Below are 12074 nucleotides of genomic sequence, written 5' to 3' on the forward strand. Positions count from 1 at the left end.
CCGCGGGGCCGGGGCGGCGGCGGCCGGGGCGCCCGCCCGCGGCCCGTCGCCCTGCGGCTCCCGCGTGTCGCGCGTCTCCTGCGTCTCCTGCGGGGACGTGGCCGGGCGGCGGGCCCAGCGGGCCAGCCAGAGCGCGTCGCGCAGCTGCTCGACGTCGGGGTCGAGCCCGGCTTCGCGCAGCCGGGCCACGAACGCGGGGTAGTGCCCCGCGTCGCCGGTGCCGCGCGCCTCGGGCGGGCCGTCCGGCCCGGCGCCCGCCATCAGCCGGTCACCTCGGCCGGTCGAGTCGCTGGATGAGCAGGTCGGCGAGCCGGTCGCGACCGGCCGGGGCCGCGGCGTCGGTGAGGTAGATCGCGTTCAGCAGCTGGTCGGTGGCGAGGAGTTCGGTGCGCGAGCGCTCCAGGAACCGGCCGATCAGCTCGTCCCCGTCGCGTGCCGCGTCGTCGCCGAGATGGGCGCGTACGAAGGTGGCCAGACGCTGGTGGTCGGGGCGGCCGAGCTCCAGGTGGATGCAGCGGCGCATCAGGGGGGCCGGGAAGTCCCGCTCGCCGTTGCTGGTGAGGACGACGAACGGGAAGGCCGTGCACCGCACCCGGCCGTCGCGCACCGTGACCTTGTTGCCGTCGTCGTCCAGGACCCGGGCCTCGCCGTCGGGCAGCCGGTCGGCGATCCGTTCCAGCTCGGGAATCCGGAACTCGCCCTCCTCCAGCACGTTGAGCAGGTCGTTCGGCAGGTCGATGTCGCTCTTGTCGAGTTCGTCGATGAGCAGCACCCGGGGCCGGTCCGAGGGGAGCAGCGCGGTGCCGAGCGGTCCGAGCCGGATGTAGCTGCCGACGCCCTCGGCGGCCCCGTCGCCGCCCGCGCCGCCGTGCGCGGCGATCTGCACGTCCTGGAGACGGGCGATCGCGTCGTAGTGGTAGAGCCCGTCGAGCAGGGTGGTCCGGCTGACGACGGGCCAGCGCAGGACCCGGCCGAGGCCGAGCTCATGGGCGACGGAGTGGGCCAGGGTGCTCTTCCCGGCGCCGGGAACGCCGGTCACCAGGAGCGGGCGCCGCAGATAGAGCGCCGCGTTGATCATTTCGAGCTCCTCGGCGCCCGGCCGGTGGAGTTCGGCGATATGCCGGTGGCCGCCGAGCCTGCGGTCGGCGGAGCCGTCCCCGTCCCCGCCGATGTCCCGCGCGCGGGCCGCGAAGTCCCGCCAGGGCGGGGGCGGCGGCAACTGCCCTATGCCTTCGTGCGGTTCACCGGCCCCTCGGTAGATGAGCCACTCGCTGGGTTCACTCATAACGGGTTCCTCGTCCTCACTCGGGGACATCACGGCGCCTGCAGGAAGAGGCCGGGGGCGGGGGGCCGAGGGGGCCCGTAGACCAGGGCGATGCCGTCCGACCAGTAGGTGTCGATGCGGCCCTCGCGCACCCCTTTCCGTAAGGCGTGGACCCGCTGCGGGAGCCGGTCGGCGCTCCCGGCACCGTCGACCGTGTCCACCACGCGGAGGTGGAACTCCGCGCAGGCGGCGGCCCGTCCGGCGCGGGGGCGCCGCCACAGCGCCACCCCGTACCCGGCGGCGAGCACCCTGCCGAACTCGGCGGTCCCCCGGGCGTCGCCCTGGCCCCCGTACCGGCAGAGCACCGGCACGGTCCGGTACTCCAGCCCGCGCAGCTCCGCCGGCAGCGGAACGGATACGCGGAGGCCGTCGTCGCAGTCGAGGACCGCGGCCCGCACCGGACCGGCGTGGAGACGCTCCCAGCGGGCCGTGTGCTCCGCGTCGTACGCGTCGTGCTCCCCGAACTCCCCGTGCTCCCCGGACTCCTCGGGGTCCGCCTCCGGGCAGTGCACGACGGGCCGCTGGACGCCGAGCGGGCGGCCGTCCCCGGGCAGCTCCCACGTGTCGACCTCCAGACCGAGCAGGGCCGGGCCCGTCACGACCTGGAGGATCGCGGGACTGCCCGGTTCGTCGCACATGTGGAACGCCTTGCCGAGCGGGGCGGCGAGCCGGGCCGGGAGTTCGTCGAGGCGGGTGCCCTGGTGATTCTCCGTGACGGGCAGGTCCTCGTCGTGGGGGCGGGCGACGACCCGCCAGTCGTAGCGGTCCGGCTCCCAGGCGCGGGCCTCCAGGTGCAGCGCGACGACCGCGGGCGCGGACGTCCGGACCGGCCCGGGGGCCGGGGCGGAAACCAGGGTCCGGTGGTACGCGTCGTGCTCGCGCAGCCGGGCGAGCTCGCCCCGGAACGGGCGGCGCAGTCCGTGCTCGGCGGTCTTCTCCACCCAGTCCCACAGCGCGTCCTCGGCGAGCGGGGTGGACGGCAGGACGTAGGGACGCTCGGCGGTGACGGCGGCCACGCAGTAGCGCAGGACGCGCTCCAGCGCCTCCTTGCCCTCGCGGGCGTCGTAGAGGACGCCCAGCCCGTCGCGCCAGCCGCGCGGGGCCGGGACACCGACGGCGCGGTGCGTGTACCCCAGGCCGCCGAGGAGGTCGAGCAGGCCGCGGGTGCTGACCGGGGGCGGGAGCGTGGCGAGCCGCCCCAGCAGGTCGACACGCTGCCACGGGGTGAGGGCGGGACCGGCCGCCGTTCCCAGGTCGCCCTGGACGTCCGCCCAGGTCTCCCGGTCGTCGACGGGGCTCTTGTGCCGGTCGGCGTGGTAGCGGTCGTGGGCGTGGAACACGGCCTGGTACAGGTCGTCCGGCTCGGCCGTGACCGCCCGCTCCGGCACCGGCAGGGTGCGCAGCCGCTCCACCCCGATCGCCGTACCGCCGGCCGTGTCCATGGCGCGGGACTTGAGTACGCCGACGACCTCCCCGCGCGCCAGGTCCACCACGGGCCCGCCGGACATCCCGGGGTACAGCTGGCTCGTCTCGATCAGCACCTGCGCGTCGTCGGCCCCGTCGTCGAGGGTGCCGACCACCCGGCACTCCCGGCCCAGCCGCCGGGGCGCCCCGGAGCCGCCGTCCGCCCAGCCCGCGAAGTAGTACGTGCCGCGGCGCAGGCCGGCGGAGCGCTCGCCGACGTACGCGCAGGGGTGCTCGACGGGGCGCAGCAGCTGGATCAGGGCGAGGTCGGGCGAGGGCCAGCCGCCGGTGCCGGACCGCTCCTCGGGCAGGGCGGCCCGGACCGCGCCCTCGACCCTGACGGCCTCGCCGCGGGCGGTCCGGTACACCACGTCCACCTGACGCCCCTTCCCCTCCATCGCGACGTGCGCGCACGTGAGGACCCAGCTCGGGGCGATGAAGAATCCGCTCCCCAGGAAGTCGCCGTCCGGCCCTTCCGGGGCATACCCGGGCCCCGGCCGGTGGATGCGTACCGTCGCGTCCCTCACGAGGCTCGTCAGCGCGGATTCGGCGTCCTGCCCGTCCCGCCACGCGCCCCCGTCCGGCGGGGGTGTCACGATCCGCTTCCGCCGTCCGCCCTGGTGCGACCCGTGTGCGCCGGTGCACCGGCGGACGCTCCGGCGTCCGTCGTCGGCGGATCAGGCGCAGACACGTCGGGTGCGGGCGGATCAAGCGCGGGCGGGCCGGGCGGGGGCGGGTCGAGTGGCGGGGGGCCGCCGTTCCAGGTCAGCGTGACGTTGAGGGAGCCCTTGGCCTCGCCGTCCGCGAGGAGCCCGATGACCTTGCCCGCCTTCGCGGTGAGCTCGATGCCGAACTCGACGCTGACCGTGTCGGGCCGCACCGCCCGCAGCGGTTCGGCCAGCGAGCGGGCGACGCTGGTCACGAGGGAGTGCAGTCCCTCGACCCGGGCCTGCACCCGGTCGGCGATGTTCCCGGCGCCGATGTCCGAGAAGGACGGGCCCGGTCCGGGCGGCACCGGCTCCCCGGCACCGGAGATCCGCGCCCAGACCTCCGTACCGTCGGGCATCTCGATCCGCGTGATACGCGCGTCACCGTCGGCCATGAACCCCCCCGTTCCCCAACTCCCCGCAGGTTAACGGCAGTTAGCTCACGATGCGAGATGTTCGCGGCAGGACGCGGGGGCCGTGGCGGCCGGTTCCCGGCGGCGGCGCACGAGCCGCGGGCCGGGCTCCAGAGGGCTGTCACCAGGCATTAGGCTGGTCGGCATGTACTTCACCGACCGTGGCATCGAGGAGCTGGAGAAGCGCCGGGGCGAGGAGGAGGTCACTTTCGAGTGGCTCGCCGAGCAGCTCCGTACGTTCGTCGACCTCAATCCCGACTTCGAGGTGCCGGTCGAGCGCCTCGCGACCTGGCTGGCCCGGCTCGACGACGAGGACGAGGACGAGTAGGCACCCCCGGGGCGCCCGTCAGCGCGTTCCGGCGGCCTCCTCGGCGTCCCTGATCCGGTCGTAGGCCAGCCCGAGCGCGCCGTGCGCCAGGAGCAGGGTGCCCGCGAGCGCCCAGCCGCCGCCGCGCCGGATTCCCAGCAGGACCAGCGGCAGCCCGGCGACGAGCTGGGCGGCGGCCAGCGCGCGGGCCCGGGGGCCGCGCACCCAGGGCCCGAGGCGGCCCCTCTCGACGGCGTCCAGTTCCGCCCGTACCGCCCGCCGCCAGCCGGTCCAGACGAGCACCTCCGACTCGGGCCGCTCGTCGGCCGCCGCGTACAGCCGCTCGCCGGGGGTGTCCGGGTCGAGGCCGGGCGGCAGGTCCAGCCCGATCCTGGTCAGTACGGCCACGAGCCCGCGCAGCCGGATGCGGGCGTCGGCGTCCGCGTCCGGGCGGGTCAGCTCTTCGAGCGCCTGGACGTCCAGCACGGGATCGAGGCCGAGGCGGTCGGCGAAGGTCCGCATGGCCTCGTCCTCACCGGCCGGGGTGCCGTCGGCGAGCCAGACGTAGCCGACCGGGCGACGGAATCCCGCCGCGAGGGTGTATCCGGCCCGGTCGCCGTCCCACCACAGGGCGAGCACGGACCAGGTCGAGCCCACCGCGAGCGCCGTCGCCCATCCGGCCACGACCCGGTCGACCGGCTCCGCGTCCGCCGCCGTCCCGCCGTCCGCGCTCCCCGCGCCGCCGCCCCGCCAGGGCGTTCCCTCGGGCACCAGGACGGACCAGCCGTCCCCGGCGGGGGCGAGCAGCATCCGCTCGCGCAGCAGATGGGCTACCGGACGTACGGCCTCCGGCTCGGCCCGGCACAGCAGCAGCGCCCCCGCGGGGGATGTCGCGTTCATGCCTCACACGCTAGGGCACTGTGCACCCGTTCGACACCATTTGCCCCACCACTTGTCCCCCGACGCCCCGTCACGCACCCCGGATGGGCCTTGACTTCCACATGGCGCGATATATCGTGTTCAACAAGAGACGCGATATGTTGCGTCATTCCGTGTTTCCCGGGAGGTCAGATCCATGCCTGTGTCGACCTGGGCCGTCGCCGAGCCCCAGAAGCTGACCTTCGACGACCCCGTCACGTCGCTCGACGTACGCGTCGTCGGCGGCACCGTCAATGTGGTGGGCACCGACGAGCCGGACGCCCGGCTGGAGGTCACCTCGCTCGACGGGCCGCCGCTGATCGTGACCCTGGAGGACGGGGCGCTCACGGTCGCCTACGAGGATCTGCCCTGGCAGGACTTCCTCAAGTGGTTCGACCGCGGGGCCCGTCAGCGCCGCGCGGTCGTCTCGCTCGCCGTACCGGCCGGGTCCGCCGTGAAGGTCGGGGTGGTCGGCGCGGGCGCCGTCGTCTCCGGCATACGCGGCCGGACCGATGTACGGGGCGTCACCGGCGACACCACGCTCGTCGGCCTCGTCGGCCCGGTCCTGGCCGACACGGTCTCCGGCAGCGTCGAGGCCCAGTCGGTCGCGGGCGCGCTGCGCTTCCACTCGGTCTCCGGCGACCTGACGGTGATCGAGGGCGCCGGGGCCGCCGTGAAGGCCGAATCGGTGAGCGGCAACATGGTCCTGGACCTGGACCCGACCGGGAAGCCCACGGACATCCGGCTGACCACCGTCTCCGGCGAGATCGCCATCCGGCTGCCGCATCCGGCGGACGCGACGGTCGAGGCCAACACCGCGAGCGGCTCCGTCTCCAACGGCTTCGCGGATCTGCGGGTCAGCGGCCAGTGGGGAACGAAGAAGATCACCGGCACGCTCGGCGACGGGACGGGGAAACTGCGCGCGACGACCGTCTCGGGCTCCATCGCCCTGCTCCGCCGCCCGCCCGCCGAGGACGGCCCGTACGATGCCGAGCCGACCGGAAAGGTGCTCTGACATGCCCCCCGTATTCGCCCACGGACGCCTCCGCCTCTACCTGCTGAAGCTGCTCGACGAGGCTCCCCGCCACGGCTACGAGGTGATCCGGCTCCTGGAGGAGCGCTTCCAGGGGCTGTACGCCCCCTCGGCGGGCACGGTCTACCCCCGTCTGGCGAAGCTGGAGGCCGAGGGGCTCGTCACCCACGCCACCGAGGGCGGCCGCAAGGTCTACTCGATCACCGACGCGGGCCGCGCCGAGCTGGCCGGCCGCACCGGCGAGCTGGCCGATCTGGAACTGGAGATCCGCGAGTCGGTCTCCGAACTGGCCGCCGAGATACGGGACGACGTACGCGGCGCCGCGGGCAAGCTGCGCAGCGAGATGCGGGCGGCGGCGGACGAGACCCGGCACACTTCCTCCTCCGGCCGCAAGGACTCCCGGGAGACCCCCTTCGGTGACTTCGGGGACCTCACCGACACCGAGGCGTGGCGCACGGCGAAGGAGGAGCTGCGCAAGGCGAAGCAGGAGTGGAAGGAGCAGGCCCGCCGGGCGAAGGACGAGTCCCGGCGCGCCCGCGAGGAGGCCCAGCAGGCCCGCCGCCAGGCCAAGGAGGCCCAGGAGCGGGCGCGCGAGCAGATGCAGAACGCCGCCCGCCAGGTCCAGGAGCACTTCGCGCGCGGCGACTGGCCCGCGGGCGTACGGGACGGCCTGGCCGAGATCACCGGCCAGCTGGGCGGCCTCGCCCGGACCGGCAACTGGTCCCCGTACACCAAGCCGGACCCCGCCGGAACCGGACCGGACCGGGACAGGGACACCCCCGGCACCGGCGACCCGGCCCGCGACCTGGACCGGCTGCTCGACCGGTTCCGCGACGAGATCCGCGACGCGGCCCGGGACCGGGGGGTCACCGAGGAGCAGGTGGCCGCCGCCCGGGGCCACCTGTCGACGGCGGCGGCCCGCATCGACGCGCTGCTGCGCGGCGGGAAGGACCCCGGCGGGCAGCGGTGACGCCCGGCGGACCGGACCGGGGCGGCAGCGAACCCGCCCCGGTCCTCAGCCCGCCTTCCTGAACCGCCCTTCGCCGTGCTCCCCGCCTCCGTTTCCGTCGCCGCCGCCGTACAGCGCGCGTTCCACCGCGGCGAGGGTCGCGCCGTGCGCGGCGAGCACGTCGGCGACCGCGCCGGGGCGGGCCGCGAGCCCCAGCAGCAGGTGCTCGTCACCGATGGCGCGGTCCCCGTGGCCCACCGCGATCCGTACCGACCGCGCCAGCACGTCCTTCGCGCCGGGGGTGAACGGGCGGCGCCCCGCACCGCGCCGCCGGGAACGGTCCAGCGCCCCTTCGCCGTGGGCCTCCTCGACCCGGGCGACGACCTCGGCCACGTCGATGCCGAGGCCGGCCAGCGCCTCGGTGTCGGCCCTGGTCAGCCCGCCCCGGCGGCGGGCCGTGGCCAGGTCCTCCTCGACGGCCGCGCGGCGGTCGGTGAGGCCCAGCGCGGCGGCGGCGAACCCGGCCCGCCCCTCCCCCCGGTCCAGCAGGGCGAGCAGCAGGTGCTCCTCGGTGACCGCTACGGCTCCGGCCCGTTCGGCACGGGCCACGGCTCCGGTCACGACACCCCGGGCACCGCCGGTGAAACGTTCGAACATCACTGCCTCCCGTACTTCTTGTGCACGGCCTGCCGGCTGACGCCCAGTTCGGCCGCGATCTCCTGCCACGACCAGCCCTGCGTCCGGGCGCTCGCGACCTGTACGGCCTCCAGCCGTTCCAGCAGCCTGCGCAGGGCGGCGACCGCGCGCAGCCCGACCCGGGGGTCTCGGTCACCGGCGCGCTCGGCGAGATCCGTCGCTTCTGTCATGACGTCAACTTAAGTTGACACGGAGGCGACTGTCAACCCTGATTGACACTCCGTCCGGGGCCGCTCCCGGTCACCGTCACCGTGACGCGCGTACCCGGACGGGCGTGGACCCGCACCTCTCCGCCGTGCCTGCGGGCCTCGGCGCGGCCCTCCACCGTGACCCGCCACCGTCCGGCCGCCGTCGGCAGCGAGATCTCCGTGCTGCCGCCCCGGCCCGCGGTGTACACGAGCCGGTAGAAGCGCGCCCGGTCGTCGTACGTGTCGGAGTGGACGGTTCCGGCGACGGCGGGGGCGTACGGGGTGGCGGTCCGCTCCTTGTTGGCGGCGAAGTCCCCGTTCTCGTCCAGGGCGCAGTAGCCGCCGCCGTAGCACCACACCCAGCCCGCCCAGCCCGAGCTGTAGCGGCTCAGGGAGGCCATCGCGTCCTGGTAGAAGCGGCCCATCTGCGGGAGCTTGTTGTTCAGCGGGCCCCATTCGCCGACGACGACGGGGATCTTCTGCTGCTCCGGGTACGCGGTGACGGCGGCCTCGTACGACTCGATCCAGCCGGCCGCGGGGTCGTAGTCGGCGCCGGCCTCCATCGCGGTGTTGTAGAAGTGCGGGGCGTAAACGGTGCGGTGGTCCTTGATCGTGCCCAGCCCGGTGGGCACGCCCTCGCCGACGATGGGAGTGGGTTCGACGAACAGCCAGTTGTCGCGGTCGGCCGAACGGACCGCGCGGGCCAGCCGGTTGTACATCGGGGTGAGCTGCTGGGCCTCGATGCGGCGGGCGGCCGTCGCCAGGTCCTCGCCCTCGCGCATCTCCCCCATCGGCTCGTTGATCAGGTCGTAGCCGAGGACGGCGGGGTGGCGCCCGAAGCGCTTGGCCACGACCTGCCACATCTGCGCCTGGGCGCGCTGGAGGTCGGCGTCCTGGTAGAGGTGGGTGAAGGAGCGCTGCACGGCGGGCTCGAAGTACCCCGCGAACCAGTCCTCGGGGTGCGGGGTGAAGGGGAGGCCGTCGGTGCGGGTCGCCCAGGCCGGGATCCCCCGGGAGCCGAACACCGGCCCGAACACGTCCTGGTGGGCGTCGAGCAGCACCTGGATGTCGTACCTGTGCGCCCAGTCCAGGATGCGGCCGATCCGGCGCAGGTACTCCGCGCTGTAGTGGCCCCGGCGCGGCTCCAGGTCGTCCCAGAAGAAGAGCACCCGGGCGAAGTTGAAGCCCTTGGCCCGCAGATCGCGGAAGTGCTTCTCGGTGATGGCGGACAGCGCCTGGTCACCGCTGTTCGCCTTGTCCGCGACGCTCCATCCGCGCAGGGTGAGCGTCCGGCCCCGGTCGTCGGTGAGCCGGGGGATTCCGGCCCGTTCCGACGGGGCCTGTGGGGCCTGCGGTGCTGGTCGTGCTGGTCGTGCTGGTGGTGCGGGGCGTGCGTCGGCGGCGGGGGCCAGGGCCCCCGCCGCGAGCACGAACGTCGTGATGATCGAGGTGACGGCACTGGCCGTCCGTATCCGCGTCCGCTTCAGCATGGCGCAGATCAGAGCACCTCACCGATCACACCTCAAGAGCAGGTGAGCACAATCTTGCCGAAGTGGTCGCCCGCCGCCAGCCGCGCGAAGCCCTCGCGGGCCCGGTCCAGCGGCAGCACCTCGTCGATGACCGGCCGCACCCCGGTGGTCGCGCAGAAGGCCAGCAGGTCCTCCAGCTCGTCCTTGGTGCCCATCGTCGAGCCGACGACCTTGAGCTCCAGGAAGAAGATCCGGGTCAGCTCGGCGTGCGAGGGCCGGTCGCCGCTGGTCGCGCCGGAGATGACCAGGGTGCCGCCGGGGCGCAGCGCCTTCACGGAGTGGGACCAGGTGGCCGCGCCGACCGTCTCGATGACCGCGTCGACCCGCTGCGGCAGCCGCGCGCCGGGCTCGAAGGCGTCGAGGGCACCCAGCTCGACGGCGCGCTTCCGCTTGGCCTCGTCGCGGCTGGTGGCGTAGATCCGCAGCCCGGCGGCCCGTCCGAGCACGATCGCGGCGGTGGCGACCCCGCCGCCCGCGCCCTGGACGAGCACCGAGTCGCCGGGGCGCACCCCGGCGTTGGTGAAGAGCATCCGGTACGCGGTGAGCCAGGCGGTCGGCAGGCAGGCGGCCTGCTCGAAGGTGAGCTCCTTCGGCTTGGGCAGCACGTTCCAGCTGGGGACGGTGACCTGCTCGGCGAAGGTGCCCTGGTAGCGCTCGGTGAGGATGGAGCGGGGCTCCTTCGGGCCGACCCCGTGACCGCTCTGGCCGATGACGGAGTGCAGGACGACCTCGTTGCCGTCCTGGTCGGTCCCGGCCGCGTCACAGCCCAGGATCATCGGCAGCTTGTCCTCGGCGAGGCCGACGCCGCGCAGGGACCAGAGGTCGTGGTGGTTGAGGGAGGCGGCCCGGACGTCGACGGTGGTCCAGCCGGGGCGTGCCTCGGGGGCCGGGCGGTCGCCCAGTTCGAGGCCGTCGAGGGGGCGGTCGCGGTCGATGCGGGAGGCGTAGGCGGCGAACATGACCCGACGATAGGCCGGGGTGCGCCAGGACGTAACCGGCCACGGGTGTGACGCGCGCCGCGCACGGTCCGGCCCCTGCGGTACGCGAGGGCGGTCCGGCCCCTGCGGTACGCGAGGGGCGAAGGCCCCGGACGCGACGAGGGGCGGGTGGCGTACGGGCCCGGCGCAGGCGCACCCCGCGCCCGGCGGCCCGTACCCCGCCCGCCCCCGGGCTCAGCGCCGGGCCACGCCCTCGGCCCGCGCGGCCGCCGCCACCGCGGCCGTCACGGCGGGGGCCACCCGCTCGTCGAACGGCGACGGAATCACGTAGTCCGCCGCGAGCTCGTCGCCCACGACGTCGGCCAGCGCGTTCGCGGCGGCGATCTTCATGCCCTCGGTGATCCGGGAGGCCCGGACCTGGAGGGCGCCCGCGAAGATGCCGGGGAAGGCGAGCACGTTGTTGATCTGGTTCGGGTAGTCGGACCGCCCGGTCGCCACGACGGACGCGTACTTGTGCGCGATGTCGGGGTGGACCTCGGGGGTCGGGTTGGCCATGGCGAACACGAACGCGCCGGGCGCCATCGAGGCGACGGCCGCCTCGGGGACCGTACCGCCGGAGACACCGATGAAGACGTCCGCACCGGCCAGGGCGGCCTCCAGCGGGCCGGAGATCCCGGCCCGGTTGGTCAGCTCGGCCAGCTCGCGCTTGACCTCGGTGAGGTCCTCGCGGTCCCGGCTCACGATGCCCTTGCGGTCGGCCACGGCGACGTCGCCGAGCCCGGCAGCCAGCAGGAACTTCGCGATGGCCACCCCGGCGGCGCCCGCCCCGGAGATGACCGCGCGCAGATCGCCGAGGCCGCGGCCGGACAGCTTCGCGGCGTTGCGCAGGGCCGCGAGCGTCACGACGGCGGTGCCGTGCTGGTCGTCGTGGAAGACCGGGATGTCGAGCCGCTCCTGGAGCTTGCGCTCGATCTCGAAGCAGCGCGGCGCCGAGATGTCCTCCAGGTTCACGCCGCCGAAGGAGGGCGCGAGCCGGACGACGGTCTCGACGATCTCGTCCGCGTCGGTGGTCGCGAGCGCGATCGGCACCGCGTCGACGCCGCCGAACTGCTTGAAGAGGATCGCCTTGCCCTCCATCACCGGGAGGGAGGCCTCGGGCCCGATGTCACCGAGACCGAGCACCGCGGTGCCGTCCGTCACGACCGCGACGACCTGGGACTTCCAGGTGTAGTCGTGGACCAGCTCGGGGTTCTCCGCGATCGCGCTGCACACCTTGGCGACGCCGGGTGTGTACGCGAGGGAGAGGTCGTCCTTGTCACGGACCGGAACGGTGGCCTGCACGGCCATCTTCCCGCCGCGGTGCAGGGCGAAGGCCGGATCGAACGGTTCGTCGGCGCCGCTGTTGTCGGTATTGCTGTCGCTGCGAGGATTGACGATCTCCGCTGCCATGGTGTTGACCCCTTAACTCTTCATCTTTTGAGGGTGGCCACTCCTGGTTGAGGAGGGGTGGGCGGGCACCGCGTACGTCCCTGCGTCGGCGGTTGGCCCGCACCGGCAGGGGGAACTACATACGCGCGGGCGCGCCGCACAACGCGCCCCGAGCCCCTG

13 protein-coding genes are annotated in these 12074 nt (G+C 74.4%); 3 read left to right on the forward strand and 10 right to left on the reverse strand.

Annotated features, from left to right (window positions below; all coding sequences use genetic code 11):
- The 4 genes from ACFVWY_RS32130 to ACFVWY_RS32145 all read right to left on the reverse strand — a co-directional run.
- Nucleotides 1–261, reverse strand: a 261-nt coding sequence (locus ACFVWY_RS32130) for a hypothetical protein (RefSeq protein ID WP_389878429.1), incomplete at its 3' end; no start/stop codon positions are given.
- Between the two features lie 7 nt (nucleotides 262–268).
- Nucleotides 269–1285, reverse strand: coding sequence for an AAA family ATPase (locus ACFVWY_RS32135; RefSeq protein WP_389878430.1), 1017 nt, complete (start codon nucleotides 1283–1285; stop codon nucleotides 269–271).
- 29 nt (nucleotides 1286–1314) lie between these two features.
- Entirely contained in the window at nucleotides 1315–3384 is a 2070-nt protein-coding gene (locus tag ACFVWY_RS32140) for a trypsin-like peptidase domain-containing protein (RefSeq protein ID WP_389878431.1), read from the reverse strand.
- Complete coding sequence (locus tag ACFVWY_RS32145; RefSeq protein ID WP_389878432.1) at nucleotides 3381–3890, reverse strand: CU044_2847 family protein; 510 nt, start codon at nucleotides 3888–3890, stop codon at nucleotides 3381–3383. Before ACFVWY_RS32145 ends, ACFVWY_RS32140 begins: the two co-directional genes overlap by 4 nt.
- A 163-nt stretch (nucleotides 3891–4053) precedes the next feature.
- Between ACFVWY_RS32145 and ACFVWY_RS32150 the strand changes: the two genes are divergently transcribed.
- Nucleotides 4054–4236 (forward strand): DUF6104 family protein, encoded by a 183-nt coding sequence (locus tag ACFVWY_RS32150; RefSeq protein ID WP_003961784.1) that lies wholly within the window; start codon nucleotides 4054–4056, stop codon nucleotides 4234–4236.
- Nucleotides 4237–4254: 18 nt separating this feature from the next.
- Here ACFVWY_RS32150 and ACFVWY_RS32155 read toward each other — a convergent pair whose 3' ends face one another.
- Entirely contained in the window at nucleotides 4255–5115 is an 861-nt protein-coding gene (locus ACFVWY_RS32155) for a hypothetical protein (protein WP_389878433.1), read from the reverse strand.
- A gap of 175 nt (nucleotides 5116–5290) precedes the next feature.
- On the opposite strand from ACFVWY_RS32155, the gene ACFVWY_RS32160 reads away from it, so the two are divergent.
- Together ACFVWY_RS32160 and ACFVWY_RS32165 are read left to right on the forward strand one after the other, a co-directional pair.
- Nucleotides 5291–6148 (forward strand): DUF4097 domain-containing protein, encoded by an 858-nt coding sequence (locus ACFVWY_RS32160; protein WP_389878434.1) that lies wholly within the window; start codon nucleotides 5291–5293, stop codon nucleotides 6146–6148.
- A gap of 1 nt (nucleotide 6149) precedes the next feature.
- Nucleotides 6150–7136, forward strand: a complete 987-nt coding sequence (locus tag ACFVWY_RS32165) for a helix-turn-helix transcriptional regulator (RefSeq protein WP_389878435.1) — start codon at nucleotides 6150–6152, stop codon at nucleotides 7134–7136.
- A 45-nt stretch (nucleotides 7137–7181) separates the two neighbouring features.
- On the opposite strand, the gene ACFVWY_RS32170 is transcribed toward ACFVWY_RS32165, so the two are convergent.
- The 5 genes from ACFVWY_RS32170 to ACFVWY_RS32190 all read right to left on the reverse strand — a co-directional run bounded on the left by ACFVWY_RS32170 (nucleotide 7182) and on the right by ACFVWY_RS32190 (nucleotide 11915).
- Nucleotides 7182–7772 carry a Clp protease N-terminal domain-containing protein gene (locus tag ACFVWY_RS32170; RefSeq protein ID WP_389878436.1) on the reverse strand — a complete coding sequence of 197 codons (591 nt, stop codon included), beginning with the start codon at nucleotides 7770–7772 and terminating at the stop codon, nucleotides 7182–7184.
- The gene (locus tag ACFVWY_RS32175; protein ID WP_389878437.1) at nucleotides 7772–7981 is read right to left on the reverse strand and encodes a helix-turn-helix domain-containing protein; all 210 of its coding nucleotides are present in this window, start codon (nucleotides 7979–7981) and stop codon (nucleotides 7772–7774) included. Before ACFVWY_RS32175 ends, ACFVWY_RS32170 begins: the two co-directional genes overlap by 1 nt.
- A 32-nt stretch (nucleotides 7982–8013) precedes the next feature.
- On the reverse strand, nucleotides 8014–9489 hold the full coding sequence (locus ACFVWY_RS32180) for a cellulase family glycosylhydrolase (protein WP_389878438.1): 1476 nt from the start codon (nucleotides 9487–9489) through the stop codon (nucleotides 8014–8016).
- A gap of 32 nt (nucleotides 9490–9521) precedes the next feature.
- Nucleotides 9522–10487 (reverse strand): zinc-binding dehydrogenase, encoded by a 966-nt coding sequence (locus ACFVWY_RS32185; protein ID WP_389878439.1) that lies wholly within the window; start codon nucleotides 10485–10487, stop codon nucleotides 9522–9524.
- 213 nt (nucleotides 10488–10700) lie between these two features.
- Nucleotides 10701–11915: an NADP-dependent malic enzyme gene (locus ACFVWY_RS32190; protein ID WP_389878440.1), complete on the reverse strand. Its 1215-nt coding sequence runs from the start codon at nucleotides 11913–11915 to the stop codon at nucleotides 10701–10703.
- Between the last annotated feature and the right edge of the window lie 159 nt (nucleotides 11916–12074).

The sequence above is a fragment of the Streptomyces sp. NPDC058195 genome (assembly GCF_042883525.1).
GTDB lineage: Bacteria > Actinomycetota > Actinomycetes > Streptomycetales > Streptomycetaceae > Streptomyces.

Coding starts and splice junctions, on each gene's coding strand:
- ACFVWY_RS32170 (WP_389878436.1), bottom strand. CDS start 7,772: ATGTTCGAACGTTTCACCGGCGGTGCCCGGGGTGTCGTGACCGGAGCC.
- ACFVWY_RS32185 (WP_389878439.1), bottom strand. CDS start 10,487: ATGTTCGCCGCCTACGCCTCCCGCATCGACCGCGACCGCCCCCTCGAC.
- ACFVWY_RS32190 (WP_389878440.1), bottom strand. CDS start 11,915: ATGGCAGCGGAGATCGTCAATCCTCGCAGCGACAGCAATACCGACAAC.
- ACFVWY_RS32180 (WP_389878438.1), bottom strand. CDS start 9,489: ATGCTGAAGCGGACGCGGATACGGACGGCCAGTGCCGTCACCTCGATC.
- ACFVWY_RS32160 (WP_389878434.1), top strand. CDS start 5,291: ATGCCTGTGTCGACCTGGGCCGTCGCCGAGCCCCAGAAGCTGACCTTC.
- ACFVWY_RS32150 (WP_003961784.1), top strand. CDS start 4,054: ATGTACTTCACCGACCGTGGCATCGAGGAGCTGGAGAAGCGCCGGGGC.
- ACFVWY_RS32145 (WP_389878432.1), bottom strand. CDS start 3,890: ATGGCCGACGGTGACGCGCGTATCACGCGGATCGAGATGCCCGACGGT.
- ACFVWY_RS32175 (WP_389878437.1), bottom strand. CDS start 7,981: ATGACAGAAGCGACGGATCTCGCCGAGCGCGCCGGTGACCGAGACCCC.
- ACFVWY_RS32155 (WP_389878433.1), bottom strand. CDS start 5,115: ATGAACGCGACATCCCCCGCGGGGGCGCTGCTGCTGTGCCGGGCCGAG.
- ACFVWY_RS32135 (WP_389878430.1), bottom strand. CDS start 1,285: ATGAGTGAACCCAGCGAGTGGCTCATCTACCGAGGGGCCGGTGAACCG.
- ACFVWY_RS32165 (WP_389878435.1), top strand. CDS start 6,150: ATGCCCCCCGTATTCGCCCACGGACGCCTCCGCCTCTACCTGCTGAAG.